The sequence below is a fragment of the Lentzea sp. NPDC055074 genome (assembly GCF_053608005.1).
In genome coordinates, this window is record NZ_JBSGUQ010000018.1 from 151,009 (window position 1) to 175,525 (window position 24,517).

21 protein-coding genes are annotated in these 24,517 nt (G+C 70.6%); 10 read left to right on the forward strand and 11 right to left on the reverse strand.

What is annotated here, in order from left to right:
• Window positions 1-47: 47 nt before the first annotated feature.
• On the forward strand, window positions 48-4,589 hold the full coding sequence (locus ACWF7A_RS33370) for an ATP-dependent helicase (protein WP_452254484.1): 4,542 nt from the start codon (window positions 48-50) through the stop codon (window positions 4,587-4,589).
• Between the two features lies 1 nt (window position 4,590).
• Here ACWF7A_RS33370 and ACWF7A_RS33375 read toward each other — a convergent pair whose 3' ends face one another.
• From ACWF7A_RS33375 to ACWF7A_RS33390, 4 genes are all read right to left on the reverse strand, one after another.
• On the reverse strand, window positions 4,591-5,577 hold the full coding sequence (locus ACWF7A_RS33375; RefSeq protein ID WP_452254485.1) for a 1-aminocyclopropane-1-carboxylate deaminase: 987 nt from the start codon (window positions 5,575-5,577) through the stop codon (window positions 4,591-4,593).
• The gene (locus ACWF7A_RS33380) at window positions 5,574-6,248 is read right to left on the reverse strand and encodes a GntR family transcriptional regulator (protein WP_452254486.1); all 675 of its coding nucleotides are present in this window, start codon (window positions 6,246-6,248) and stop codon (window positions 5,574-5,576) included. Before ACWF7A_RS33380 ends, ACWF7A_RS33375 begins: the two co-directional genes overlap by 4 nt.
• A gap of 288 nt (window positions 6,249-6,536) precedes the next feature.
• Window positions 6,537-7,100, reverse strand: coding sequence for a GNAT family N-acetyltransferase (locus ACWF7A_RS33385; RefSeq protein ID WP_452254487.1), 564 nt, complete (start codon window positions 7,098-7,100; stop codon window positions 6,537-6,539).
• Window positions 7,097-7,585: a YbaK/EbsC family protein gene (locus ACWF7A_RS33390; RefSeq protein ID WP_452254488.1), complete on the reverse strand. Its 489-nt coding sequence runs from the start codon at window positions 7,583-7,585 to the stop codon at window positions 7,097-7,099. Before ACWF7A_RS33390 ends, ACWF7A_RS33385 begins: the two co-directional genes overlap by 4 nt.
• Window positions 7,586-7,788: 203 nt before the next feature.
• Here ACWF7A_RS33390 and ACWF7A_RS33395 point away from each other — a divergent pair, with 203 nt between their 5' ends.
• Together ACWF7A_RS33395 and ACWF7A_RS33400 are read left to right on the forward strand one after the other, a co-directional pair.
• A complete protein-coding gene (locus ACWF7A_RS33395; protein ID WP_452254489.1) occupies window positions 7,789-8,208 on the forward strand; it encodes an SAV_6107 family HEPN domain-containing protein in 420 nt (139 codons plus the stop codon).
• Complete coding sequence (locus ACWF7A_RS33400) at window positions 8,205-8,951, forward strand: maleylpyruvate isomerase N-terminal domain-containing protein (protein WP_452254490.1); 747 nt, start codon at window positions 8,205-8,207, stop codon at window positions 8,949-8,951. The genes ACWF7A_RS33395 and ACWF7A_RS33400 overlap by 4 nt, the downstream gene beginning before the upstream one ends.
• Here the strand turns inward: ACWF7A_RS33400 and ACWF7A_RS33405 are convergent.
• The gene (locus ACWF7A_RS33405; protein ID WP_452254491.1) at window positions 8,928-10,496 is read right to left on the reverse strand and encodes an alkaline phosphatase D family protein; all 1,569 of its coding nucleotides are present in this window, start codon (window positions 10,494-10,496) and stop codon (window positions 8,928-8,930) included. The genes ACWF7A_RS33400 and ACWF7A_RS33405 overlap by 24 nt on opposite strands.
• A gap of 24 nt (window positions 10,497-10,520) precedes the next feature.
• On the opposite strand from ACWF7A_RS33405, the gene ACWF7A_RS33410 reads away from it, so the two are divergent.
• Window positions 10,521-11,015 carry a VOC family protein gene (locus tag ACWF7A_RS33410; RefSeq protein ID WP_452254492.1) on the forward strand — a complete coding sequence of 165 codons (495 nt, stop codon included), beginning with the start codon at window positions 10,521-10,523 and terminating at the stop codon, window positions 11,013-11,015.
• A 1-nt stretch (window position 11,016) separates the two neighbouring features.
• Here ACWF7A_RS33410 and ACWF7A_RS33415 read toward each other — a convergent pair whose 3' ends face one another.
• Both ACWF7A_RS33415 and ACWF7A_RS33420 read right to left on the reverse strand, forming a co-directional pair.
• Window positions 11,017-11,376, reverse strand: a complete 360-nt coding sequence (locus tag ACWF7A_RS33415) for a hypothetical protein (protein WP_452254493.1) — start codon at window positions 11,374-11,376, stop codon at window positions 11,017-11,019.
• 113 nt (window positions 11,377-11,489) lie between these two features.
• The gene (locus tag ACWF7A_RS33420) at window positions 11,490-13,142 is read right to left on the reverse strand and encodes a DUF885 domain-containing protein (RefSeq protein WP_452254494.1); all 1,653 of its coding nucleotides are present in this window, start codon (window positions 13,140-13,142) and stop codon (window positions 11,490-11,492) included.
• A gap of 107 nt (window positions 13,143-13,249) precedes the next feature.
• Here ACWF7A_RS33420 and ACWF7A_RS33425 point away from each other — a divergent pair, with 107 nt between their 5' ends.
• A complete protein-coding gene (locus ACWF7A_RS33425; protein WP_452254495.1) occupies window positions 13,250-13,903 on the forward strand; it encodes a DUF3153 domain-containing protein in 654 nt (217 codons plus the stop codon).
• Here ACWF7A_RS33425 and metF read toward each other — a convergent pair.
• Window positions 13,900-14,781, reverse strand: a complete 882-nt coding sequence (gene metF / locus ACWF7A_RS33430; protein WP_452254496.1) for a methylenetetrahydrofolate reductase [NAD(P)H] — start codon at window positions 14,779-14,781, stop codon at window positions 13,900-13,902. The two genes, ACWF7A_RS33425 and metF, sit on opposite strands and share 4 nt — an antisense overlap.
• Before the next feature lie 68 nt (window positions 14,782-14,849).
• Here metF and ACWF7A_RS33435 point away from each other — a divergent pair, with 68 nt between their 5' ends.
• The 3 genes from ACWF7A_RS33435 (at window position 14,850) to ACWF7A_RS33445 (ending at window position 18,443) form a co-directional block, all read left to right on the forward strand.
• The gene (locus tag ACWF7A_RS33435) at window positions 14,850-15,953 is read left to right on the forward strand and encodes a polyprenyl synthetase family protein (protein ID WP_452254537.1); all 1,104 of its coding nucleotides are present in this window, start codon (window positions 14,850-14,852) and stop codon (window positions 15,951-15,953) included.
• A gap of 169 nt (window positions 15,954-16,122) precedes the next feature.
• The gene (mptB, locus tag ACWF7A_RS33440; protein WP_452254497.1) at window positions 16,123-17,571 is read left to right on the forward strand and encodes a polyprenol phosphomannose-dependent alpha 1,6 mannosyltransferase MptB; all 1,449 of its coding nucleotides are present in this window, start codon (window positions 16,123-16,125) and stop codon (window positions 17,569-17,571) included.
• Window positions 17,568-18,443, forward strand: coding sequence for a phytoene/squalene synthase family protein (locus ACWF7A_RS33445; protein ID WP_452254498.1), 876 nt, complete (start codon window positions 17,568-17,570; stop codon window positions 18,441-18,443). Before mptB ends, ACWF7A_RS33445 begins: the two co-directional genes overlap by 4 nt.
• Window positions 18,444-18,520: 77 nt before the next feature.
• Here ACWF7A_RS33445 and ACWF7A_RS33450 read toward each other — a convergent pair whose 3' ends face one another.
• Window positions 18,521-18,886: an Rv2175c family DNA-binding protein gene (locus ACWF7A_RS33450; protein ID WP_452254499.1), complete on the reverse strand. Its 366-nt coding sequence runs from the start codon at window positions 18,884-18,886 to the stop codon at window positions 18,521-18,523.
• A 77-nt stretch (window positions 18,887-18,963) separates the two neighbouring features.
• Between ACWF7A_RS33450 and pknB the strand changes: the two genes are divergently transcribed.
• Window positions 18,964-21,009 carry a Stk1 family PASTA domain-containing Ser/Thr kinase gene (gene pknB, locus ACWF7A_RS33455; RefSeq protein WP_452254500.1) on the forward strand — a complete coding sequence of 682 codons (2,046 nt, stop codon included), beginning with the start codon at window positions 18,964-18,966 and terminating at the stop codon, window positions 21,007-21,009.
• Between the two features lie 69 nt (window positions 21,010-21,078).
• Here the strand turns inward: pknB and ACWF7A_RS33460 are convergent, their stop codons facing one another.
• Complete coding sequence (locus ACWF7A_RS33460; RefSeq protein ID WP_452254501.1) at window positions 21,079-22,467, reverse strand: class II 3-deoxy-7-phosphoheptulonate synthase; 1,389 nt, start codon at window positions 22,465-22,467, stop codon at window positions 21,079-21,081.
• A gap of 178 nt (window positions 22,468-22,645) precedes the next feature.
• On the opposite strand from ACWF7A_RS33460, the gene ACWF7A_RS33465 reads away from it, so the two are divergent.
• Complete coding sequence (locus ACWF7A_RS33465; RefSeq protein WP_452254502.1) at window positions 22,646-23,653, forward strand: DUF2891 domain-containing protein; 1,008 nt, start codon at window positions 22,646-22,648, stop codon at window positions 23,651-23,653.
• 95 nt (window positions 23,654-23,748) lie between these two features.
• Here the strand turns inward: ACWF7A_RS33465 and ACWF7A_RS33470 are convergent, their stop codons facing one another.
• Window positions 23,749-24,516, reverse strand: coding sequence for an IclR family transcriptional regulator (locus tag ACWF7A_RS33470; protein WP_452254503.1), 768 nt, complete (start codon window positions 24,514-24,516; stop codon window positions 23,749-23,751).
• Between the last annotated feature and the right edge of the window lies 1 nt (window position 24,517).

Sequence of the window (24,517 nt, forward strand, 5' to 3'; positions counted from 1 at the left end):
ACCTGCGTAATCAGAAATTGTCGGACCCCGCCGTCATGATGGTTCGCATGGATGCGATGAAGGCTTTCTCACCGGCGACCAGGCAGTGGTTCGCCGGGGCCTTCGCCGCGCCCACCCAGGCGCAGACGGGAGCGTGGGCGGCCGCGGCGGCGGGCGAGCACGCGCTGGTCATCGCCCCGACGGGCTCGGGCAAGACGCTGGCCGCGTTCCTGTGGGCGCTCGACAGGCTGGCTTCCTCCTCGGTGCCCGCGGAGCCGAAACGGCGCTGCCGGGTGCTGTACGTCTCGCCTCTCAAAGCGCTGGCGGTCGACGTCGAACGCAACCTGCGCGCTCCCCTGACCGGTATCCGGCAGGCGGCGCACCGGCTGGGCCTGACCGAGCCGTCGATCACCGTGGGCATGCGCACGGGTGACACGTCGCCGGAGGAGCGCAGGGCGTTCGGGCGCACTCCCCCCGACGTGCTGGTGACGACGCCGGAGTCGTTGTTCCTGCTGCTCACGTCGTCGGCGCGCGAGTCGTTGCGCGGCGTGGAGACGGTGATCGTCGACGAGGTGCACGCGGTGGCGGGCACCAAGCGCGGCGCGCACCTGGCGTTGTCACTCGAAAGGCTGGACGCGCTGCTGGAGAAGCCGGCGCAGCGGATCGGGCTGTCGGCGACGGTGCGGCCGGTCGAGGAGATCGGCACGTTCCTGTCTGGTGGCCGTCCGGTGTCGGTCGTGCAGCCGAAGACGCCCAAGGTCATCGAGGTCGAGGTGGAGGTGCCGGTCGAGGACATGGCGCAGCTCGGCCAGCCGACGGGCGAGGTGTCGGGGTCGGCCGCCGGGGCCGAGCAGCGCACCTCCATCTGGCCGTCGGTCGAGGCGCGGGTGCTGGAGCTCGTGCGGGCGCACCGGTCGACGATCGTCTTCTCGAACTCGCGGCGGCTCGCGGAACGGCTGACGGCGCGGCTGAACGAGCTGGCCGAGGAGGCCGCCGAGCTGGAGTCCTTCCCGGCCGAGGCGATCGGCCAGTCCGGCATGACGGTGCAGAAGACGGCGTCCGTCGCACGTGCGCACCACGGCTCGATGTCGCGAGAACAGCGCACGGCGGTGGAAGAGGATCTGAAGTCGGGCCGGTTGCCGTGCGTGGTGGCGACGTCGTCGCTGGAGCTCGGCATCGACATGGGCGCGGTCGACCTGGTGGTGCAGGTGGAGGCGCCGCCGTCGGTCGCCTCGGGCCTGCAGCGCGTCGGCCGGGCCGGTCACCAGGTCGGCGCGGTGTCGCGGGGAGTGATGTTCCCGAAGTTCCGCGGCGACCTGGTGTCGTGCGCGGTGGTGGCGGAGCGGATGCGGGACGGCGCGATCGAGGCGGTTCGCTTCCCGCGCAACCCGCTCGACGTGCTGGCGCAGCACATCGTCGCGATGGTGGCGATGGAGACGTGGACGGTCGACGAGCTGACGGCGCTGGTGCGGCGGGCGGCGCCGTTCGCGGGGCTGCCGGACTCGGCGCTGAACGCGGTGCTCGACATGCTGTCGGGCCGGTACCCGTCCGAGGAGTTCGGCGAGCTGCGGCCGCGGATCACCTGGGACCGGGTGAACTCCGAGCTGCGCGGCCGGCCGGGTTCGCAACGGCTGGCGGTCACGTCCGGCGGCACGATCCCCGACAGGGGGTTGTTCGCGGTCATGACGCCGCCGTCGGAGAACGGGCCCGGCTCGCGCGTCGGTGAGCTCGACGAGGAGATGGTCTACGAGTCGCGGGTGGGCGACACGTTCCTGCTGGGCACGTCGTCGTGGCGGGTCGAGGACATCACCCACGACAGGGTGATCGTGGTGCCCGCGCCGGGGCAGCCCGCGCGGATGCCGTTCTGGAAGGGCGACGCTCCCGGGCGGCCGCTCGAGCTCGGCCGGGCGATGGGCAAGTTCCTGCGCGAAGTGTCCACGATGGAGGATTCGGCAGCGCGCGAGCGGGCGACGTCCGCGGGTCTCGACGCGTGGGCGACGGACAACCTGCTGGCGTACCTGGGCGAGCAGCGGGAGTCGACGCGGCACGTGCCGAACGACAGGACCGTCCTGGTGGAACGGTTCCGCGACGAGCTGGGCGACTGGCGGCTCGTCGTGCACTCCCCGTTCGGCGCCCAGGTGAACGCGCCGTGGGCGTTGGCGATCGCGGCACGGCTGCGGGAGAAGCGCGGTGTCGAGGTGCAGGCCGCGCACTCCGACGACGGCATCGTGCTGCGCCTGCCCGACGCGCTGGACCACGAGGGCGTCGAGGTGACGGCGGGCGCGGAGGACGTGCTGCTCGACCCCGACGAGGTCGAGCAGATCGTGGTCGCGGAGGTGGGCGGTTCGGCGTTGTTCGCGGCCCGGTTCCGCGAGTGCGCCTCCCGTTCGCTGCTGCTGCCCCGCCGTGACCCGAAGCGCCGCACCCCGTTGTGGCAGCAGCGGCAGCGGTCGGCGCAGCTGCTGTCGGTCGCCTCGAAGTACGAGAGCTTCCCGGTGGTCCTGGAGGCGATGCGCGAGTGCCTGCAGGACGTCTACGACGTGCCGGGTCTGAAAGAGCTGATGTCGGACGTCCGCGCGCGCAAGGTGCGCGTGGTCGAGGTAGAGACCCAGTCGCCGTCGCCGTTCGCCCGCAGCCTGCTCTTCGGGTACGTGGGCATGTTCCTCTACGAGCTGGACGCCCCACTGGCGGAACGGCGGGCGGCGGCGTTGTCGCTCGACTCGACGCTGCTCGCCGAGCTGCTCGGTTCGGAGGCGATCCGCGAGCTGCTCGACCCGGAGATCGTGGCCGAGGTCGAACGCAGCCTGCAGCGCCTGTCCGAGGACAGAAGGCCTCGGCATGCCGAGGACACCGCGGACCTGTTGCGGTTCCTGGGAGATCTCTCGGACGCGGAGGCGCTCGAACGGGGTGTGCCGCGCGAGTGGCTCGACGAGCTGGTGGCGCAGCGGCGGGTGATCCGCGTCCGGATCGCCGGCGAGGAACGCTCGATCTCGATCGAGGACGCGGGCAAGGTCCGCGACGCGCTCGGTGTGGCTCTCCCGGTCGGCGTGCCGGAGGCGTTCACCGAACCGGTGGCGGATCCGCTGGGCGACCTGCTGAGCCGCTACGCCCGCACGCACGGGCCGTTCCCCGCCTCCGAACCCGCCGCCCGCTTCGGTCTGGGCGTGGCCGTGGTGACGGGTGTGCTGGAACGGATGGCGGCCACGGGCCGGTTGGTGCGCGGTGAGCTCCGTCCCGGTGGCACGCACACCGAGTACTGCGACGCGGACGTGCTGCGCCGCCTGCGCCGGGCCTCGCTGGCCCGGCTGCGCTCCGAGGTGGAGCCGGTCGAACCGGCGGCGCTCGGCCGGTTCCTCCCTCAGTGGCACGGCCTGGGCCGGCGGCTGCGGTCGGCGCCGACGGTCGACGACGTGTTCTCGGTGGTGGAACAGCTGGCGGGAGCGCCGCTTCCCGCGAGCGCGCTGGAGTCGCTGCTGCTCCCGTCCCGGCTGCCCGGCTACTACCCGGCGTTGCTGGACGAGCTGACGGCGTCCGGCGAGGTGACGTGGACGGGGTGCGGTGCGCTGGCCGGTGGCGACGGCTGGATCGCGCTCGCACCCGCCGACGTGGCCGACCTGCTGCTGCCCGACCTGGTGCCGGAGTCGATCCCGGAGTCGCCGCTGCACACGGCGGTGCTGGAGGCGTTGTCCGGCGGGGCTTTGTTCTTCCGGCAGGTGGTCGACCGGGCCTCGTTGTCGGTGACGTGCACGGACGCCGAGGTCGTCGGCACGCTGTGGGACCTGGTGTGGGCGGGGCTGGTCACGAACGACACGTTGTCGCCGTTGCGCGCGCTGGTGTCCGGTGGCGGTGCGGCGCACAAGCCGCGCCGCGCTGCTCCGCGAGGCCGCTACGCCCGCCTGCGTTCGCGTCCCGACATGCCGTCGCGGACAGGCCCGCCGACCGCCGCCGGCCGTTGGTCCCTCGCGGTGACTCCGGCAGAGAACCCGACCCGCCGGGCCCACGCGCGTGCCGAGGCGTTCCTGGAACGGCACGGAGTGCTGACCAGGGGTGCTCTCGACACCGAGCGCGTGACGGGTGGGTTCAGCGGCGTCTACAAGGTGTTGCGGGCCATGGAGGAGTCGAACCAGGTCATCCGCGGGTACGTCGTCGAGGGGCTGGGCGCGGCCCAGTTCGCGGCGCGGGGCGCGGTGGACCGGCTGCGGGCGTTGTCGCGCCCGCCCGGTCAGGCCTCGCAGGCAGACGAGACCGCGGTGGTGCTCGCCGCGGCCGACCCGGCCCAGCCCTACGGAGCCGCGCTGGCGTGGCCGGATCCGCTGGGCGAGGGCAAGCACAGGCCTGGCCGCAAAGCCGGTGCGCTGGCCGTGCTGGTCGACGGCACCCCGGCGCTCTACGTGGAGAGAGGAGGCAAGTCGCTGCTGTCGTTCACCGACGACGAGCCGACCCTGCGCACCGCCGCGAACGCCCTGAGCCGGGCGGTCCGCGATGGCTGGCTGGGCCAGCTGGCGGTCCAGCGAGCCGATGGCGAGGTCGCGCTCACCTCGCACCTGGCGACGGTCCTGCAGGAAGCCGGTTTCCGCGCCACCCCGAAGGGCCTGCGCCTGCGGGCGTGACCTATGCGGGGAACAGGGAGCTGTAGGCGTTGAGCGCGGGTTGCCCGCCGAGGTGGGCGTAGAGGACCGTGGAGTCGCGGCCGATCTCGCCCGACGACACGAGGTGGATGAGCCCCGCCAGGGACTTCCCCTCGTAGACCGGGTCGGTGATCATCGCCTCCAGACCGGCGCCGAGGCGCATGGCCTCCAGTGTGGACTCGTCGGCGATGCCGTAGGTGCCGGCGTGGAAGCGGTCGTCGAGGAGGATGTCCTCTTCGGACACCGTGACCTCGCGGAGCTTCGCGGTGTTGTGCGTGATGCGGGTGATCTGTTCGAGGGTCTCGGCGGGTTTCGCGGACGCGTCGATGCCCAGCACACGCCGGTTCGTGTCGTTCGCGAAACCGGCGACCATGCCCGCCTGCGTGCTGCCGGTGACAGAGCAGACGATGATCGTGTCGAAGAAGACTCCGAGCTGGGCCTCCTGCTGGCGGACCTCGTCGGCCCAGTTCGCGAACCCCATGCCCCCCAGCGGGTGGTCGGAGGCACCGGCGGGGATCGGGTAGGGCTTGCCGCCGTTCGCGCGGACCTCGTCGATCGCCTGCTCCCAGGCGGGTTTGACGCCGATGCCGAACTCGGCGTCCACCAGCCGGACGTCGGCTCCCATCATGCGGCTGAGCAGGATGTTGCCCACGCGGTCGCTGCCGACGTCGGACCACTCGACCCAGCTCTCCTGCACCAGCACGGCCTTCAGGCCGGCGCGGGCCGCGGCGGCCGCGACCTGGCGGGTGTGGTTGGACTGGATGCCGCCGATCGACACGAGGGTGTCGCACCCGGTGGCCAGGGCGTCGGCGACGAGGTACTCGAGCTTGCGGGTCTTGTTGCCGCCGTAGGCGAGGCCGGAGTTGCAGTCCTCGCGCTTCGCCCACACGGCGGCGCCGCCGAGGTGGGCCGTGAGCCGGTCCAGGCGGTGCACCGGGGAGGGGCCGAAGAGAAGCGGGAATCTGTTCACAGTTCCTCCTTCAGGGTGTTCCAGTTCTCGTCGACCAGGACCGTGGCCTGCACCGCGTCACCCTTCTCGCAGGCCTCGATGATCTGCTGGTGCTGCGTCACGGAGTGGCGCGCGTTCGGCGACGAGAAGCGGCTGTGCTCGATCCGGCGCACCAGCGGCGTGAAGCGGTCGATGGTCGCGGCGATCGCGAAGTTGTCGCAGCAGCGGACGGCCACGGCGTGGAACTCGTCGTCGGCGGCCAGCGCGGCAACGGCGTCGTTGGCGTCGAGCGCCTTCTTGAAGGCCTTGTTCGCGAGGCGCATCGCGGCGATGTCCTCGGCCGTCATCCTCGGCACCGCCAGCCCGACGGCCAGGGAGTGCATCGACTGCACGACGACGAGCGCGTCGCGCACGGGCTCCGCCTCCAGCGCGGTGACACGGGTGTAAGCGTGCGGCTTCGTCTCGACCAGGCCTTCGTCGGTCAGCGTGGCGAGCGCCTCCCGCACCGGCGTGCGCGACAGCCCCAGCCGCTCCGCCAGCTCGACGTCCTTGATGGGCGTGCCCGGCTCCAGATCACCGCGCACGATCGCCGATCGGATCTCGGCCGCCGCCCGCTCCTTCAGTGACCCATATCCAATATATTGCATATCGGTGAGCGTAGGGTCGGGGCCGATTGATCGCAACCCCTCCATCCGACCTGGCGATACGCCGTCTCCCCTCCTCCGCCCTCACCTTGGCCGGGCCATTGCAATGAGACGTTTGCGGACGTCCGCAAACGTTTTTTGCATGGGGATACCGCACGCGACGACTGTCGAGAGGGAGAGACGACAAGGCTGGCGGCGTTGCGGATCTCGGGATCGCAGAGCGCACGTTCGACCGTGACGCGCCAGCAGGAGGTGGCCGTCGGCTCGGGTTACGTGATCAACCCGGAGGGGGCGTGCGGAGTTGCCGAGGAGACGCGGGACGGGAAAGCGCGGGCTCTAGGTGACCGGCAGCTTCCGGCCGAGGACCGCGAACGGGCGCGGGTCGCCGGTGAACTGGTAGTGCCGCAGCACGTCCTCGAAGCCGACGCGGCGGTAGAGCTTCCACGCCTTGCTCGGGCCCTCGGGCGTGGACAGCAGCACGGCGGAGGACTGCACGCCCTCCAGCAGGCGGCGCAGCAGGTCCTCGCCGAGGCCACGGCCCTGGGCGCGCGGGAGCACGTGCAGTTCGGTGAGCTCGAAGTAGTCGGTGAGCCAGCCGTCGACGACGCCGGGCGGCGAGACCTGCATCAGGCCGCGCCGCACCTGCTCGTGCCACCACTGGCCGGCGGCGCCGCGGTAGCCGTAGCCGATGCCGACGAGCTCGTCCTGCTCTCCCAGCGCGACGACGCAGCGCCAGTCCTCGCGCATCATGTGCGCGAGCCACATCGGGGCGCGCTGCTCGACGGTGGCGGGCGGGTAGTTCATCGCCGTCACGTACAGCGCGAGGGCCTCGCCCAGCCGCACGTTCAGTTCCGAGGCGGTGAGCTCGACGATGCGCTCCAGGCGCGGCGCGGCCGTCATGCCGACACCACCGCGACGCGGCCGCCCGTCAGCGCCACCAGATCCGCGAAGGTCGTCGGGTAGACGGCGTGCGGATGACCCGCGGCCGCCCAGATCTCCTCGTAGCCCGCCAGCGACTCGTCGACCACGGTCTCGATCGGCGCCGGATGGCCCACCGGCGACACCCCGCCGATCACCTGGCCCGTGTGCTCGCGGACGAACTCGGGATCGGCGCGCTTGACGGCGTCCGCGCCCACGAGTGCGGCCACCAGTGACGTGTCCGCGCGGTGTGCGCCCGACGTCAGCACCAGCAGCGGGGCCGCCTCGCCGTCGCGCACCGCGGCGAACACCAGGCTGTTCGCGATCGCGCCCACCTGCACACCTACCGCCTGAGCCGCGGCCGCCGCGGTCCGCACCGCGTCCGGCAGCACGACGATGCGATCGGCGGTGGCGGGAGGCAGGGCGTCCGCGACCTTGCGGATTCCGGGGTGTTCGAGCGCACTCACGTCTCCATCAGACCACGACTCGCGCCCACGTGGTGGGGCGGGTTGAGGAATCCCTCCGCTGGCAGCTACGCTTACGGGGACTCGAACATGTGTTCGAGTCGCACCATGCCTCGGAGGTGGGGTGGGGGAAGCACCCCACCTCCGAGAGCCGCCGGCTTCCCCTCGGCGGTGACGTCGTTCACCGACGCCACGAGGAGGCCGAGATGACAGCTGAGATTTCGAATCCGGCAGCCTTCCCCATCCCCTTGCCGCCCGCGTCCGCGCTCGCCCTGCTGCGGCAGGCCCGTGACTCGCTCGCCGAGTCGGAGCGCACGCCCGAACCCCCGGAGCGGTTCGCGACCGCTTACCTCGCCGCACTGCGCGCCGCCGCCGCGGTGCTCGCCCTGCGCGGACGGCCCCATCGCGGGCGGTCGCGGCCGACCAGCGCGTGGGTGCTGCTCGCCGCGATGGCGCCGGAGATGAGTGAGTGGGCCGCTTTCTTCGCGTCGTGGTCGTCCACACGGGCCGCTGTGCTCGCGGGGATCACCAGGCACGTCAACGCGCGCACGGCCGACGATCTCGTGCGACAGACCCATCTGTTCGTGACACTCGTCGATGGCGTGATGAGTGAGGCGAGGCGGTGAACTCGCTCGACATCCTGCGCCGTGAGGCGGATCTGCTCGCCATGTCCGCGATCGGCCAGCCGCCGCACAAGGGTGTGCCCGCCTGCCCCGGCCTGAACCTCGGGGAGACCGTGCGGCACATCGGCGGTGGTTATCGCGGCGCGCTGGCGTGGATCAGGCTCGGCCGCGAGCCCGAGATCGGGGAATGGAGGGAACACCCGGCCCCGGACGAGGACCCGCTCGACTTCATGCGGTCGGGCGCGGAGGCCGTGATCGCGGAGCTCGAGGCGCACGACGAGGACGAGCCGTGCGCGACGTGGTGGCCGGACCAGCAGAACTACGGGTTCTGGCGGCGCCGGCTCGCGCACGAGACGACGGTGCACCGCATGGACGTCCAGGGCGCCGCGGGCATGGAGGTGGGTCCCGTCGCCGACGAGGTCGCGGTCGACGGCGTCGACGAGGTGCTCACGTTGTGGCTGGGGCACAAGCTGGACGTGCTCGGGGTGCGGGGCTCGCGCGACAGCCTCGTCACCATCCAGGTCGAGGACCACCTGTGGCTCACGCGCTGCGGCCCGCACGGCGCGTCGGCGTGGCGCGTGGTCGACCCGGAGGACGTCCACGTCGCCGACGCCCAGGTGTCGGCGGGCCCGATGACGATGTACCGCTGGCTGTGGGGCCGGTTGCCCGACCGCATGGTCGAGGTCGTGGGCGACCACGACGCGATCGCGCAGCTGTGGGCGCTACTCCGACTCGCGACCAAGTAGCACGCTCGTGGTCTCCTCGCCCGCTGCCGAGATCAGCCGGTAGCGGGCGAGGCGGCCGTCGAAGTCCAGCAGCGCCACGGAGTTCCCGAAGTGCGGGCCGCTGGTCTTGCGCCAGTGCACCAGGTCCTCCGGCACGCCCACCAGCGTCGCGAGCTTGCGGAACACCCACGAGGCCGGGCGGGACCACGACAGCCGGAACCCGGGCCGCAGGAACTTCGGCGCCTCGTTGTGGATCGGCGAGCACACGAGCTGCGCGACGACGGCCTTGGTGGGCCTGGGGAACTCGGCCTCGGCGACGTAGCTGTGGTGGACGTCGCCGGACAGCACGCACACCGTCGCGGCGCCGTTGTTCGCGGCCTTCTCGATCATGCGCGAGAGCCGGTCGAACGACTCGCGGAACGCCGGCCAGTGCTCCAGGTCGACCGCCTGCCTGATCCCCTCGGCGGCCTTGCCCTGCCAGCCCGGCTTGCGGGCGCCGATCTCGTTGATGGACTGGAAGTGGCTGAGCGCGTGCGGCATCAGCCACGGCAGCGACGAGCCGATCAGCAGGTGGTCGATGTCGGTGCCGTCGGTGTTCTGCTCGATCCACTCGAACTCGTCGTCGCTGACCATCTGCCGCTTGCCCTCGTCGAGGATGCGGCCGGAGCGCGTGTCGACCATGAGCAGGCGGGCGCGACCGAACTCGCGGCGGAAGCTCCACCACGTCGACTTGCGGCCCTCCACCTCCTTGTCGGCCTCCTCGGCGAACTCCTCCAGCAACGGCAGCACGTCCGTGTCCTGGGCCTTCACCTTGGCGTACAAGGCGTTCTTGGCGAGCTCGGCAGGACTGAGGTTGCCGAGGTGCTGGTAGACCCAGTACGACGAGATGGCGCCGCGGATCCTGTCGCGCCACCACGGCTTGTCCGCCATCTCCTTGCGCCACACGGCGGACGTGTTCCAGTCGTCGCGCACGTCGTGGTCGTCGAAGATCATCGCCGTGGGCACGACCGACAGCAGCCAGCGGATCTCCGGGTCGCCCCAGGTCTCGTGGTAGAGGCGGGCGTACTCACCGAAGTGGACGACCTCGCCGTCGGGTTCCTCCGTGCCGTCGCGGCGCGTGCGCAGCCACTCCTTCGTGGCCTCGGTGGGTTCGTCGGCGTAGACCTGGTCCCCCAGCAGGATCAGCGCCTGCGGCCACCCCTCCTCCGGCAACTGCATGAGCCGCTGCGCGAACGCGTCGAGTGCGTCGGGGCCGACCGGCGAGTTCGGGGCGGCGCGGCACGAGCCGAAGGCGATCTGACGGACCTCACCGGTGCGGATGACCGGTTTCGGGAACTCGCTGCCGGGTTCCGGCCAAACCAGCTCCTCGTCGAGTCTCACGTCGTACTCGGTGCGGGAACCGAGGTTCTCCAGCCGGACGAGCGCGAAGTGCTGCCGTCCTGCCTGGAACGTGCGGGCGGTGTGCCCGAGGATCTTCACCTCACACGAGGTGTCGGTCTCCACCCACACCGTCGCGGACGTTTCGTCGACATACCGCAGGAGCGGTCCGAGCACCAGCTTCGCCACGCGCGAGACAGTACCCTCGCACGAGTGGAAATCACGTTCGAGGCGGCGGATCCCCCCGCGCTGGCCGCGTTCTGGTCCGAGTTCGCCGGTGACGAGATCGAGCTGACGTTCGTGTGGAGCGACGCTCCGAAGATCGAGAAGAACCGGGTGCACATCGACCTGGCCTCGACCTCACCCGAGCACCAGGCGGACATCGTGGCGCGCGCGGTGAAGCTCGGCGCCGAACACGCCGACGTCGGTCAGACCGACGTGCCGTGGGTGGTGCTGCGCGATCCGCAGGGCAACGAGTTCTGCGTCCTCGAACCCCGGCCCGAGTACCCCGGTGTGATCGCGGCCGTCGTCGTCGACTCGCGCGACCCGCTGGCGTCGGCCGAGGCGACCGGGCACCCGGTGGTGCGCAGCGGCGACGGCTTCGCGTCGGTGCGGCCCGAGCCGGGCCCGTGGCTCGAGTTCGTGCGGACCGACGACCCGGAGCCCATCACGAACCGCGTGCGCGTCCGGTGGGCCGACCCGGCGTAGCTCAGCGCGCGCCGATATCCGATATATCGGATATGAGTCGGCCGCCGCCGGCCACGACGAACGCCTCCAGCAGGTCCAGCATCCTGTCGGTGAGCGGGACGCCCAGCTCGACGGGCACCTGACCGATGCCTCCGTCGAGGACGTCCGGCACCGTCTCGTCGACGAGCAGCCAGGCCCAGGCGATCGGAGACCCGGCCTGCCCGGTCTCCGCGGCCACGTACTCCTGAAACCCGGCCAGCGGCACCCCTTCGAGCGCCGCGTCGAACCCCGCGACGAAGGCGACCGCCGTCTCGTACCTGTCGTCGGGGAGGTACATCCGGCGCCGGTGCCGCAGGTGGAAGCACAGCTCGGACAGGGTCACCGTTGCCGCCCGATTTGTCCGGCCTTATGCAAAAGACGTTTGCGGACGTCCGCAAACGTTTTTTGCATAAGGGGTGGTAAGCGCAGGTCAGAGCGCTATGACGGGAGGTTCGGTCAGAGAGCGGCCAACCGTTCACGAAGGGTGTCGAGGCCCATCGCGCCCATCTCCAGGGCCTCCTTGTGGAAGCGCTTGAGGTCGAAGTCGGCGCCCTTGCGGGTCCGCGCGTCCTCGCGGGCGGCGAGCCACAGGCGCTCGCCGATCTTGTACGCGGGCGCCTGGCCCGGCCAGCCGAGGTAGCGGTCGATCTCGTCGCGGATGTGCGCCGGCTCCGAGAGGGTGCGGGTCATCATGAACTCGAGGCCGAGCTCGGGGGTCCAGCGCTCGCCGGGGTGGAAGCCGGTGCCGGCCGGGATCTCGAGCTCCAGGTGCATGCCGATGTCGATGATCACGCGGGCAGCGCGGAACAGGTGCGCGTCGAGCATGCCGAGCAGGTCGCCGTCGTCGTCGAGGTAGCCGAGCTCGCGCATGAGGCGTTCCGCGTAGAGCGCCCAGCCCTCACCGTGGCCCGACACCCAGCACATCAGGCGCTGGAAGTCGTTCAGCGTCTCCGACTGGTAGACCGCCGTCGCGCACTGGAGGTGATGGCCCGGCACGCCCTCGTGGTAGACCGTCGAGGTCTCGCGCCACGTCGGGAACACAGACTTGCCCTCGGCGATCGACCACCACATGCGGCCCGGGCGGGAGAAGTCCGCGGTCGGCTGCGTGTAGTAGGCGCCGACGGCACCGCCGGGCGGGGCGATCTTGCACTCGAGGTTCATGAGCGCGTCGGGCAGGTCGAAGTGCACGTCGCGCAGGTCGAGCAGGGCCTTGTCGGACAGTTCCTGCATCCACGCCTGGAGCCCGTCCTGGCCGTGCACCTGGTAGCGCGGGTGCTCGTCGAGGAACGCGGCGGCCTCCGCGAGAGAGGCGCCCGGCTTGAGCCGTGAGGCGACCTCCTTCATCTCGGCCTCGATGCCGAGGAACTCCTCCCAGCCCCACGCGTAAGCCTCGGCCAGGTCGAGCCGCGAGCCGGTGAAGTAGCGCGAACCGAGGCGGTAGCGCTCCTCGCCGACGGCGTCCTTGGTCGGTGCCTGGGGCGCCAGCGTCGTACGCAGGAACGACGCGAAGTCCGCGTAGGCGGCGGCTGCGGCGGTGGCGCCGGCGTCAAGAGAGGAACGCACCGAGCCGTCGACGTTGGCCGAGGCGGCGAACGGGCCGAAGAACGTCGTCGCGAAGGTGTCGCACTGCTTGGCCACCTGGGTGACCTGACGCAGCGCGGAGACCTGGCCACGGGAAGCGGCGTGTGAGAGAGAGGCGCGCAGGCCGTCCAGTGCGGCGGGCACGGCGGAAAGGCGCCGGCCGATCGTGGCCCACTGTTCCGGCGTGTCGGTCGGCATCTGGTCGAAGATGTCGCGCACGGACTGGATCGGGCTCGCGATGACGTTGAGCGAGGACTCGGTCTCACCGGCTTCGTACAGCTCGTGCTCGAGGCCCGTCCGTTCCAGGAACACGGCGCGTGCCGCTTCCTCGGAGGCATCCGCGGGCTGCGCGGCGGTGATGGCGGCGAGCGCGCGGACGGCGAGCTCGTCGCGCGCGGCGTGTCCTTCCGGGGAGAGGTCCGTCAGCTTGTCGTCGGATCCCGCGAACCCCAGGCTCGTGGCCGTGACCGGGTCCAACGCCACGTAGTCGCTGACGAACTTGTTGCTGATGTCGTGCACGGATGCCATGTTTCGAGACGCTACCTCGCGCCCCTCGCCGCCAAAAGGTAGTTAGTCAAGCTCACGACCTTCGGAGGGGACCTGCGTCGTTCGGGCCACCCTGGCAGGATGTCCGCGTGCGTCGTTCCCGGGCACTTCTGCTGCCGGTCTTCTTGCTGCTCACCCTGTTCTCACTGAGTGGTTGCGTTCGCGTCTACGCCGCCATGGCCGTGTCCGACGACGACCGCATCTCCGGTGAGATCGTCGCGGCCACGCCCCCGACGCAGGACAACGACCCCGGTCCGCAGCTCAAGGTGCCGCCGGAGCTCGCGAGCCGCGTCACCACCAAGCCGTACCGGGTGGAGTCGTACGCGGGCACGCAGCTGTTCTTCAACGGCCTGTCGTTCGACGAGATGCGGACGCTGTCGTCGTCCACCAGCTCGTCGAACAGCCGCTACAGCCTCAACTTCCGCAGGTCGGGCGACCTAGTGACGCTCTCGGGGTCGGTCGACCTGACCCAGGTTCCCGTGGAACGCGCGGACATCCAGGTCAAGGTCAGCTTCCCCGGCAAGATCGTGAACACCAACGGCCGGGAGGAGGAGAACAACACGATCGCGTGGTCTCCGAAACCCGGTCAGGCGTCGATGCTGCAGGCGACCGTGCAGTACGCGGGCGAGAACTCCCAGTCGTTCTTCGGCTGGGCGCTGCTGGTCGCCGGGCTCACCGGCGGTGCCGCGCTCATCGTCGTCGTCCTCGCGCTCATCGCCCACAAACGCAACGTCACGCTCTAGGCGCGCGTCACCAAACCCAGGCGCCCCAGCACTTCCCGCGTCGCCTTGGCCCTGTTCATCGTGTAGAAGTGCAGCGCGGGCACGCCCTCGTCGAGCAGCCGCTGGCACATCTCGGTCGCGATGTCGATGCCGGTCGCTCGGAACCCCGCGACGTCGTCCGCGTACGGCTCGAGCCGGCGGGAGATGTCGAGCGGCAGGTCGGCGCCGGACAGCTCCACGATCTTGGCGAGGCCGCGCGGCGAGAGCATCGGCATGATGCCGGGCAGGATCGCGGCGGTGCAGCCCGCGTCCGCCACCCGGTCGCGCATCCGCAGGAACGGCTCCGGCGCGTGGAACAGCTGGGCCACGGCGTAGTCCGCGCCCGCGTCGAGCTTGCGCAGCAGGTACTTCAGGTCGGTGTCGAGGTCGCCCGAGCGCGGGTGCCCGTACGGGAACGCCGCCACGCCCACGCAGAAGTCGCCGAGCTCGCGGACCAGCCGCACCAGCTCGTCGGCGTAGTTGAGGCCCTCGGGGTGCGCGACCCACTCGCCCATCGGGTCGCCGGGAGGGTCGCCGCGCAGCGCGAGGACGTTCCGCACGCCGATCGCCGCGTACCAGCCGATGACGTTGCGCAGCTCCGCCACCGAGTGCTCGACGGCGGTGAGGTGCGCGACGGGCAGCAGCGTCGTCTCCTGCGCGATGCGGCCGGTGGCGCGGATGGTGCGGTCCCGGCGCGAACCGCCGGCGCCGTAGGTGATCGACACGAACGCCGGGTCGAGGCCCTCGAGCTCGCGGACGGCCTTCCAGAGGATCTTCTCGTCCTCCGCGTCCCGGGGTGGCAGGAACTCGACAGAGAACTTGGGTGACTGCCCCTGCAGCCGCTCCACCACCGACGTCATGAAGCCAACCCTAGTGGTACTTCCGCTGGGTGGGACACCAGCTCACCATGTGGTACGCGAGCCCCGACATGCGGGTGGCCCCGGACACAGCGGACCATGGACGCGTGTCCCACCACCCAATCGACGGTGCCCTGCCCCGGCACGTCGACGAAGCGCTGACCACGTACCTGGCCTCCCGGCGCGCGTCCGGCGAGGCGATGGACCCGAGTTTCGCGAGCGCGGTCGACGCGCTCTCCGAGTTCGTGCTGGGCGGTGGCAAGCGGATCCGCCCGACCTACGCGTGGTGGGGCTGGCGCGCGGCCGGAGGTGACCCCGACGGCGAGCTCGCGGACGAGGTCCTCACGGCGGTCAGCTCGCTGGAGCTGATCCAGGCGTGCGCGCTGATCCACGACGACCTGATGGACGCGTCGTCGGTGCGCCGGGGCAAGCCGACCGTGCACATCGCGTTCGGCGCGCGGCACCGCGAGCAGGGCTGGCTCGGTTCGGCCGAGCGCTTCGGCATGTCGGCCGCCGTGCTGATCGGCGACGTCGCGCTGGCGTGGGCGGACGACATGCTCTTCGCCGCCGGACTGCCCTCCGAGGTGCTGCGCCGGATGAGCGAGCCGTGGCGGGACATGCGCACCGAGATGCTCGCGGGCCAGTACCTCGACGTGCTGACGCAGGCGCGGGGCGACTCGTCCCCGGACGCCGCGCTGCGCATCGACCGGCTCAAGACCGCCGCGTACACCGTCGAGCGGCCGCTGCACATGGGCGCGGCGATGGCGGGCGGCTCCCCCGAGCTGATCGACGGCCTGCGCGCGTTCGGTGCCGACATCGGCGTCGCGTTCCAGCTGCGCGACGACCTGCTCGGCGTCTTCGGCGACCCCGAGGTCACCGGCAAGCCCGCGGGCGACGACCTCGCCGAGGGCAAGCGCACGCTGCTCGTCGCCCTGGGCATGCAGTACGGCGCCGATATATTGGATATCGCCCTCGGCAAGCCCGACCTCGACCTGGACACGGTCGAGGAGGTCCGGCGCGCGCTCGTGAAGGTCGGCGCCGTCGACGCGATCGAGGAGCGCATCGAGGAGTTGACGACGAGCGCGCTGGCCGCCCTGGACGCCGCCCCCGTGGCCGAACCGGCCGCCACCAAGCTCGCCGACCTCGCGATCAGCTCGACGAAGCGGGCCTTCTGAAGTCGATCATGAGTCTCTCTTCCTGAGAGTTGATTAACTCCTCGTGTCCGTGTGGCCCGTTGCCTGCTGACGCTTCCGCGCGTTGTGCAACGATGTTCGGGCGATGGCAGCAACTCCGTCCCTCCCCCGCACGAGCTCCGAGGCGTCTCCACAGGAGCTTCAACCAGTCGTGCGCGCGAACACCTATGCCATCCCCATCCGCACGACCATGCTCGGCCTGCTGGGCGTGGCGCTGATCGCGCTCGGCGGCATGGGTGCCGGCGCGATCCTCGAGCGCGACCCGCTGCTCGCCCAGGTGGGCCTGAGCTGGCTGCGCTACGGCCACGGCCGCGACCTGGCGAGCATGGTCCTGTACCTCGGGCTGGGCCTCGTCATCTGGGCGTGGATCCGGCTCGGCCGCCTCGTGCGGTGGGGCGAGATCGGCGACTTCGCGGTGCTGGTCGCGGTGACGGTCTGGACGTTGCCGCTGCTGTTCGCACCACCGCTGTTCAGCAAGGACATCTACAGCTACCTGGCACAGGGGCAGCTCGCGCTGAGCGGGTACGACCCGTACACCGTCGGGCCCGCCGTCCTGCAGAGCACGCTGTCGGAGAACGTCAGCTGGGTGTGGCAGCACACGCCGGCGCCGTACGGGCCGTTGTTCATCCTGATCGCCAAGGCGATCGTGTGGATCACGGACGCGAGCGTCATCCTCGGCGTCGTCGCGATGCGCTTCTCGCTCGCGGGCGGGCTGGTGCTGCTGTGCTGGGCGCTGCCGGGCCTCAGCAGGCACCTGGGCGGCAAGTCGGCGATCGCCCTGTGGCTGGTCGCGGCGAACCCGCTGGTGCTGATCCACCTGATCGGCGGCGCGCACAACGACCTGCTGATGATCGGGCTGATGGCCGCCGGTGTGCTGCTGGTGCTCGACCGCCGGCACGTGCTCGGCTTCGTGTTGCTCGCTCTCGCGTTCTCGGTGAAGGCGACGGCGGTCGTGATCGTCCCGTTCCTCGTGTGGATCTGGGCGGCGCGCCTGGACGGCGACAAGCGCGCTCAGTTCCGCAAGGCGCTGCTGCCGGGCCTCGCCGCGTTCCTCGGGACGTTCGCCGTGTGCACGGTGATCGCCGGGGTGAACCTCGGCTGGATCCCGGCGCTGCGCAGCTCGTCGATGATCATCAACTGGCTGTCGGTGCCGAGCGCGGTCGGCGACTTCGTGCGCATGGTCGTGAACTGGTTCGTCTACGTCGACGGCGGCATCTTCATCGGCGTGGCGCGCGCGCTCGGTTCCGTGGTGCTGATCTGGATCGCGTACACGCAGTGGTGGGCGTCCCGTGACGGCGAGGTGCGCGACGCGATCCGGCGGGGCGCGCTGACGATGCTGGCCGTGGCGCTGCTGTCCCCCGCGACGCTGCCCTGGTACTTCACCTGGCCGCTGGCGCTGGCCGCCGGGTTCGCGTGGAGCACGGCCGGCCTGGTGACGATGACGGTCGCGTCGCTGTTCCTGATGCTGGTGACGTTCCCGAACGGCGACACGGCGCTCTACTCGTGGGGCTACCTGTTCTTCGCGCTGGTCGTGTCCGGGCTCGCGGCGCGCTCGCTGGTGAAGCCCGACCCGTTCGGCCTGTCCTCGCGCTACGAATGAGCCCCAGGACAGTGGACCTGGGCTACGCCTATGCCGTCTGCCGCCGGGTGAGCGTGCGGTACGGCAAGACGTTCTTCCTGGCGACGACGCTCCTGCGGCCTGAGCAGAGGCCCGCAGTGCACGCGTTGTACGCGTTCGCGCGCTGGGCCGACGAGATCGTCGACGCCTCGGGCGTGGCCGATCGCGCGGGCGAGCTGGAGCGGCTGGAGCGGCTGCTCGAGAAGGCCCCGTCGAACCTCGTCCTGCACGCGCTGGACGACACGACGCGCCGCTACGGCATCGACAGGTCGCTGTTCACCGACTTCCTCGCGTCGATGCGGATGGACCTCGACGTGACCGAGTACGCGGACCTCGACGCGCTCGGCGTCTACATGCGCGGGTCGGCGGAGGTCATCGGGCTGCAGATGCTGCCAGTGCTCGGCACCGTCGTGCCCCGCGAGGAGGCCGAGCCGTACGCGGCCGCGCTCGGGACGGCGTTCCAGCTCACGAACTTCCTGCGCGACGTCGGCGAGGACCTCGACCGCGGCCGGGTCTACCTGCCGTTGGACGTTCTCACCGCACACGGCGTCGACCGCGAGCTCTTGCAATGGTGTCGTTTGCATCGTCGCGCAAACAAGCGGGTGCAAAGGGCTCTCGACGACCTCGTCGCGCACTCGTATGCGATATATCAGTCGGCGGAGCCGGGCATCGACATGCTGTCGGCGGCGTCGCGGCCCTGCGTACGGGCTGCATACACGCTGTATCGAGACATCCTCGGGCTCATCGGCTGCGAGGTGCTGTGGCGGCGCGTGGCCGTGCCGAACTCACGCCGGCTGGCCGTGGCGGTACCCGGCGCCGCTCAGGCCCTCATCGCACGTGTGATGACGAGGTGAGCACCGCTTTAGCCGGGCACCAGGGTTCCAGACGCCTCTCACCTGCGGAGACGTCTGGAACCTTCGTGATCGGGGGACTAGAAGCCCATGGACTGCGCGCGGCGCTTTACCTCGCGCCCACGGTCACCGCGCAATGCTTCGATCGGAGTGCCAGGGAGGCTTTCGTCCTCCGTGAAGAGCCAGCGCAGGATCTCGTCCGTGGAGAAGTTCTGGTCGCGCAGCACCGTGATGGTGCCGGGCAGACCCTTCACCACTGCTCCGGCAGCGAGGAACGCCGCCGGGATGACGAGAACGCCGGCGCGCCGCTCGGCGAGCAGTTGCCCGTCGCGCAGCAGTTGGTGGACCCGGGTGACCGGAAGCCCCATTCGGTCGGCGACCTCGGGGAGGTGGAGAACCTCCAGGTCGGCAGCCAGTACATCCGCAGCGGCAGGAATCGCACTCACGGGGGTCACAATGCCATAACCGAACTGGGAACGCCCTTCCGCCAACCGGGTCATCCTGAGCTTTACCATCTCGCACTGTGGAGAGGTCGGTTTCGAACGTGATGGGTGGACTGCTGGAGCAGCGCTACCGGGTGGACTCCGTGCTCGCGCGCGGTGGCATGTCCACCGTCTATCGAGGTCGTGACACCCGCCTCGATCGCGATGTCGCCATCAAGGTGATGGATCCTCACCTGACCGCGGACCCCTCGTTCGTGGCGCGCTTCGAACGTGAGGCGCGAGCGGCGGCCCAGTTGCATCACCCGGCAGTGGTGTCCGTGCACGACCAGGGCGTCGACGGTGACCAGGTGTACCTGGTGATGGAGCTGATCGACGGCGGCAACCTCCGTGACCTGCTCAACCAGCGCGGCAAGCTCGCTCCCGCCGTCGCGTTGAGCGTCCTCGGGCCGGTGCTGTCGGCGTTGGGCGCGGCACATCGCGCCGGGCTCGTGCACCGCGACGTCAAACCGGAGAACGTGCTGATCGGGCCTGGTGGCCAGGTCAAGGTCGCGGACTTCGGGCTGGCGCGCGCGATCGGTGAGAACGGCGTCACGAGCGACAGCGAGATCCTGGGCACCGTCGCTTATCTGTCACCCGAACAGGTGGAAACGGGCGCGGCGGACGCGCGCAGTGACGTCTATTCGGCCGGCATCGTGCTCTACGAGATGCTGGCGGGCCAGGCCCCCTACCGCGGCGAGACGGCCATCTCGGTCGCCTACCAGCACGTGAACTCGGACGTCCCGTCCGTTCCGGAGATCCCGCTGGCGCTCGACACGCTGGTGCGCAAGGCGACGCGGCGCGACCCGTCCCTGCGGCCCGCGAACGCCGACACGTTCCTGGCCGAGCTGGAGCGAGTGGGCATGGAGCTGGGCCTCACGCCGCAGCCGGTGCCCGTGCCCGGTTCGGCGCCCGAGAACGACAGGACGGTCGTCATGCGGCCGGTTCCCATCGCGGTCGGTGCCACTCCTCCGTCCGCGGCCGAGGCGACCAGGCCGGTGGTGCCGAAGCCGCCGCTGAACCAGGGCCTGAACTCCGGGGCGATGACGACGGTCCACACGGGCCCGCCGACGCCTCCTCCCGGTTTCCCGGCCGGGGCCTCGGCGACGCGGACCATGCAGCGGCCCGAGCCGCCTCGCCGCCGTCCCGCGCAGAAGCGCAAGACGCAGGCCGAGAAGCTCGAGGAAGAGCGCAAGCGCCGCAAGAAGCTCTACACGATCTGGGGTTCCGTCGCCGCCGTGGTGGTGGTCGCCATCGGCCTGTTCACCTGGTACGTCGGCGCGAACCGCTACACGGAGATGCCGTCGGTGGCCGGTCAGTCCGAGCAGAACGCGCAGCTGCTGCTCACGAAGGCCGACCTGACGGGCCTCGTCGAGAAGGTCCCGTCCAACGACGTGCCCAACGGCACCGTCATCAGCTCCGACCCCGGCCCCGGTGCCGAGCTGCGCAAGAACGATCAGGTGAAGCTCGTCGTGTCGCGCGGCAGGCCCGTGGTGCCGTTCATCACCGCCGGAGCCGAGCAGGACGCCGCCACCAAGGAGATCCAGGCCGCGGGCCTCAAGGTGGTCAAGGACGCCGCCAAGGACGCGTTCCACGACACCATCCCGATCGGCAAGGTCGTCGGCCTCGACCCGCGTCCCGGCACGGCGCTCGCCATCGACGCCCCGGTGACGCTCATCCTGAGCAAGGGACCGCCGCCGCGCCTGCCCGTGCCGAACGTGACGGGCAAGACGAAGGACGAGGCGTTCGCGGAGCTGCAGCGCGCGGGCCTGGAAGCGGTCGACGCGGGTGGTGACGACGCCCCGGAGAACAACGGGTCGCGCGTGGCCAGGACGGACCCGCCGGCGGGCACGGTGCTCGACCCGACGCAGAACAAGCGCGTCACGTTGTTCTACGAGAACAACCGCGAGATCGAGGTCCCCGACGTCACCCGGCAGAAGGTGCGGGAGGCCAAGGAGGAGCTCGAACGGGCCGGGCTGAAGGTGAAGGTCGAGTTCAACAAGAGCAACAACGCGACCGTGGTGAACCAGTCGATCCCGCCGAGGACGCGGGTGAAGCGAGGAACCGAGATCACGATCGTCGGCCTCTGACCAGTGCAAAGCGAAGGGCCCCGCGTTCTCGACGCGGGGCCCTTCGTTCTTCAGCTCGTCTTCAGGAAACTACGACCGGAGCATCTCGGCCACGAGGAACGCGAGCTCGAGGGACTGCTGCGTGTTCAGGCGCGGGTCGCACGCCGTCTCGTAGCGGCCGGCGAGGTCGTCGTCCGAGATCTCCTGGGCGCCGCCGAGGCACTCGGTGACGTCCTCACCCGTGAGCTCGATGTGGATGCCGCCGGGGTGCGTGCCGAGGCGGCGGTGCACCTCGAAGAAGCCCTGGACCTCGTCGACGATGCGGTCGAAGTGCCGGGTCTTGTAGCCGGTCGACGACTCGTGCGTGTTGCCGTGCATCGGGTCGCACTGCCAGATGACCTTGTGGCCGCTGGCCTCGACCTTCTCGATGATGGCGGGCAGCACGTCGCGCACCTTCTGGTTGCCCATGCGCGAGATGAGCGTCAGGCGGCCCGGCTTGTTGTGCGGGTCGAGGCGCTCGACGTACTCGACGGCCATCTCCGGCGACGTCGTCGGGCCGATCTTGAGACCGATCGGGTTCGCCAGCATCTCGGCGAACGCGATGTGCGCGCCGTCGAGCTGACGGGTGCGCTCACCGATCCACACGAAGTGCGACGACAGGTCGTAGAGCCGGGGCTCGTCACCCGTCGTGTCGAGGCGGAGCAGCGCGCGCTCGTAGTCGAGGAGCAGTGCCTCGTGCGAGGCGAAGATCTCCGTGCCGTGCAGCGACTGGTCGTTCACGCCGCACGCCGACATGAACTTGAGGCCGCGGTCGATCTCGCCGGCCAGGGCCTCGTAGCGCTCGCCGGCGGGCGAGGTGCGCACGAAGTCGCGGTTCCAGTCGTGCACGCGGTGCAGGTCCGCGAGACCCGCGCCGGTGAGCGCACGCAGCAGGTTCATGGCCGCGCCGGCGTTCGCGTAGGCGCGGATCATGCGACCGGGGTCGGCGACACGTGCTTCGGGCGTCGCGACCAGGGAGTTGATGATGTCGCCGCGGTAGGACGGCAGGCCGAGGGCGTCGATGCCCGACGAACGCGGCTTGGCGTACTGGCCGGCGATGCGGCCGACCTTCACCACGGGAAGGCTCGCGCCGTAGGTCAGCACGACGGCCATCTGCAGCAGGGTCCGGATGTTCGCGCGGATGTGCGGCTCGGTGTTGTCAGCGAACGTCTCCGCGCAGTCACCGCCCTGCAGGAGAAACGCCTCACCGTTCGCGACCTGCGCCAGTTGCGTGTGCAGCCGGTCGATCTCGGCGGGCACGGTGATCGGCGGCACGCTCTCGAGCACGGTCCGCACGCGACGCACCTGTTCGGCGTCGGGCCATTCGGGCTGCTGGGCAGCCGGGCGCGACAGGGCGTCGTCCAGGCGCTTGCGCATCTCGGGAGGCAGCGGCGGAAGCTCGGGAAGCGTGTCGATGGGCACGTCCACGGTCCAGTTCACGCTGCTCATCCTAGTTGTCCCACACTGAGAGACCGGGGCGGGCCTGTCAGCGGTTTCAGGCGTCCAGACCAGGGCGTCATCCGGCCCAGCAGCCGTTACCTCCGGCGGAGTGAGGTCTGTTACTTGTCAACTATCTGCCTCTGCCCTGTCACCGGGGTCGCATTGCATGATGTGGGCCATGAACGCCACCCGATTGGATGACGGCACCGCGACCCGGCTGCTGGGCGTCGCGGTCGACAACATCCAGCGCGACCATCCGGTGCATTGGACGCACGTCATCGACGGCGACGACCGGCTCGTGCCGCAGCGGGTGCTGCATCCGGTGTTCGCGGGGTCGTTCGACTGGCACTCGTGCGTGCACCAGACGTGGCTCGCCGTGCGCCTGTTGCGGCTGCGTCCCTCTCTCGCGGGGGCGGACACGGCCCGCAACGCCCTCGACAAGCTCATCACCCCCGACAACTGCGCCACCGAGGCCGCGTTCTTCGCCTCGCCGTTCGGACGGCACTGGGAGCGTCCCTACGGCTGGGCGTGGCTGCTGCTGCTCGACGCCGAGCTGCGCTCCTCGGGCCTGCCGTGGTCGGTCGCGCCGATCGCGGACGTGCTGCGCGACCGCTGGCTGGAGTGGATCTCGGTGGCGCGTCTGCCGATCCGCACCGGCACGCACAGCAACACCGCGTTCGCGACCGGCCTCGTGTTCGACGCGGCCCAGGCGAACGGCGACACCGAGCTGGTCGCCGCGTGCACCGAGGCCGCCCTGCGGTGGCACCGGGACGAGGTCGCGTACGGCGGGTTCGAACCCGACGCCGCCGACTTCCTGTCCCCCGCGCTGACGACGGCCGACCTGATGCGCCGCGCCCTGCCCGCCGCGGAGTTCGCGGACTGGCTCGACGCCTACCTGCCGGAGCTCGAGTCGGAACGGTGGCGCGTGCTGCGCGAGCCCTTCCCGGTCGACGACCCCAGCGACCCGTACGGCTCGCACCTGGCCGGGCTCGCGTTGTCGCGCGCCTGGAACTGGGAGGCGATCGCGGAGGCGCTGCCGGACGGGCACCGGTACGCGTCGCTGGCCTCCACGGCCTCGGCTGCGCACCGCGAGGCCGGGTGGACCTACGTGTTCGGCGGGCACGGGTACATGGCCGACCACTGGCTGGGGACGTTCGGCGCCTACCTCGACGTCAAAGCCTTCTGACCTGCGCTTACATGCTCATTGCAAAAGACGTTTGCGGACGTCCGCAAACGTCTTTTGCATAAGGTCGGACAAATCGGACGGCAATATATTGGATATCAGGTGCCGGACGACAGTGTCGCGCGCCGCCGGATCAGAGTCAGCGCGATGCCCGTCGCGGCCGCGTGCACCGAGGCCGCGTGCGCCCGAGGGTCGAACCGGATCGTGGGCCCGGCGACGCTGACCGCGGCCACCACCGTCCCGTCGTGGCCGAGCACCGGCGACGCCACGCAGGCGAGGCCGACCCTCGACTCCTCGAACTCGTAGGCCACCCCCGTCTGCCGGATCGTGGTCAGCTGGCGGCGGAGCATGCCGGGCGTGACGACCGTGCGCGGCGTCCGGCGGGCCAAGGGGGCGGACAGGACCTCGGTGCGCAACGCGGGCGGGGCGTGCGCGAGCAGGGCCTTGCCGATCGCCGTCGCGTGCAGCGGCATGCGCCCGCCCAGCCTCGACGGCGACGACGCCTGCCGGTGACCGCCGATCTTGGCGGCGTAGACGACCTCGTGACCCTCCAGGAGTCCGAGGTGGACGGTTTCGTGGGTGCGTTCGTAGAGGTCTTCGAGGTACGGCGTGGACACCTCGACCAGGCGGCGTTCGACCGACGCGCGGATGCCCAGCTGGAACAGGTGGCCGCCGAGGCGGTAGCCGCGCGTGCCGCGATCGAGCAGGCGGACCTCGGTCAGGTCGCCCAGGAGGCGGTGCAGGGTCGCCTTCGAGAGGCCGGTGCGGCGGCCCAGTTCCGCGAAGCCGAGCTCGTCGTCGTCGGCCCCGAAGGCGTTCAGCACCGACATCACCTTGCCCAGCAGGGTGTTCGGCACCTCGGTCATC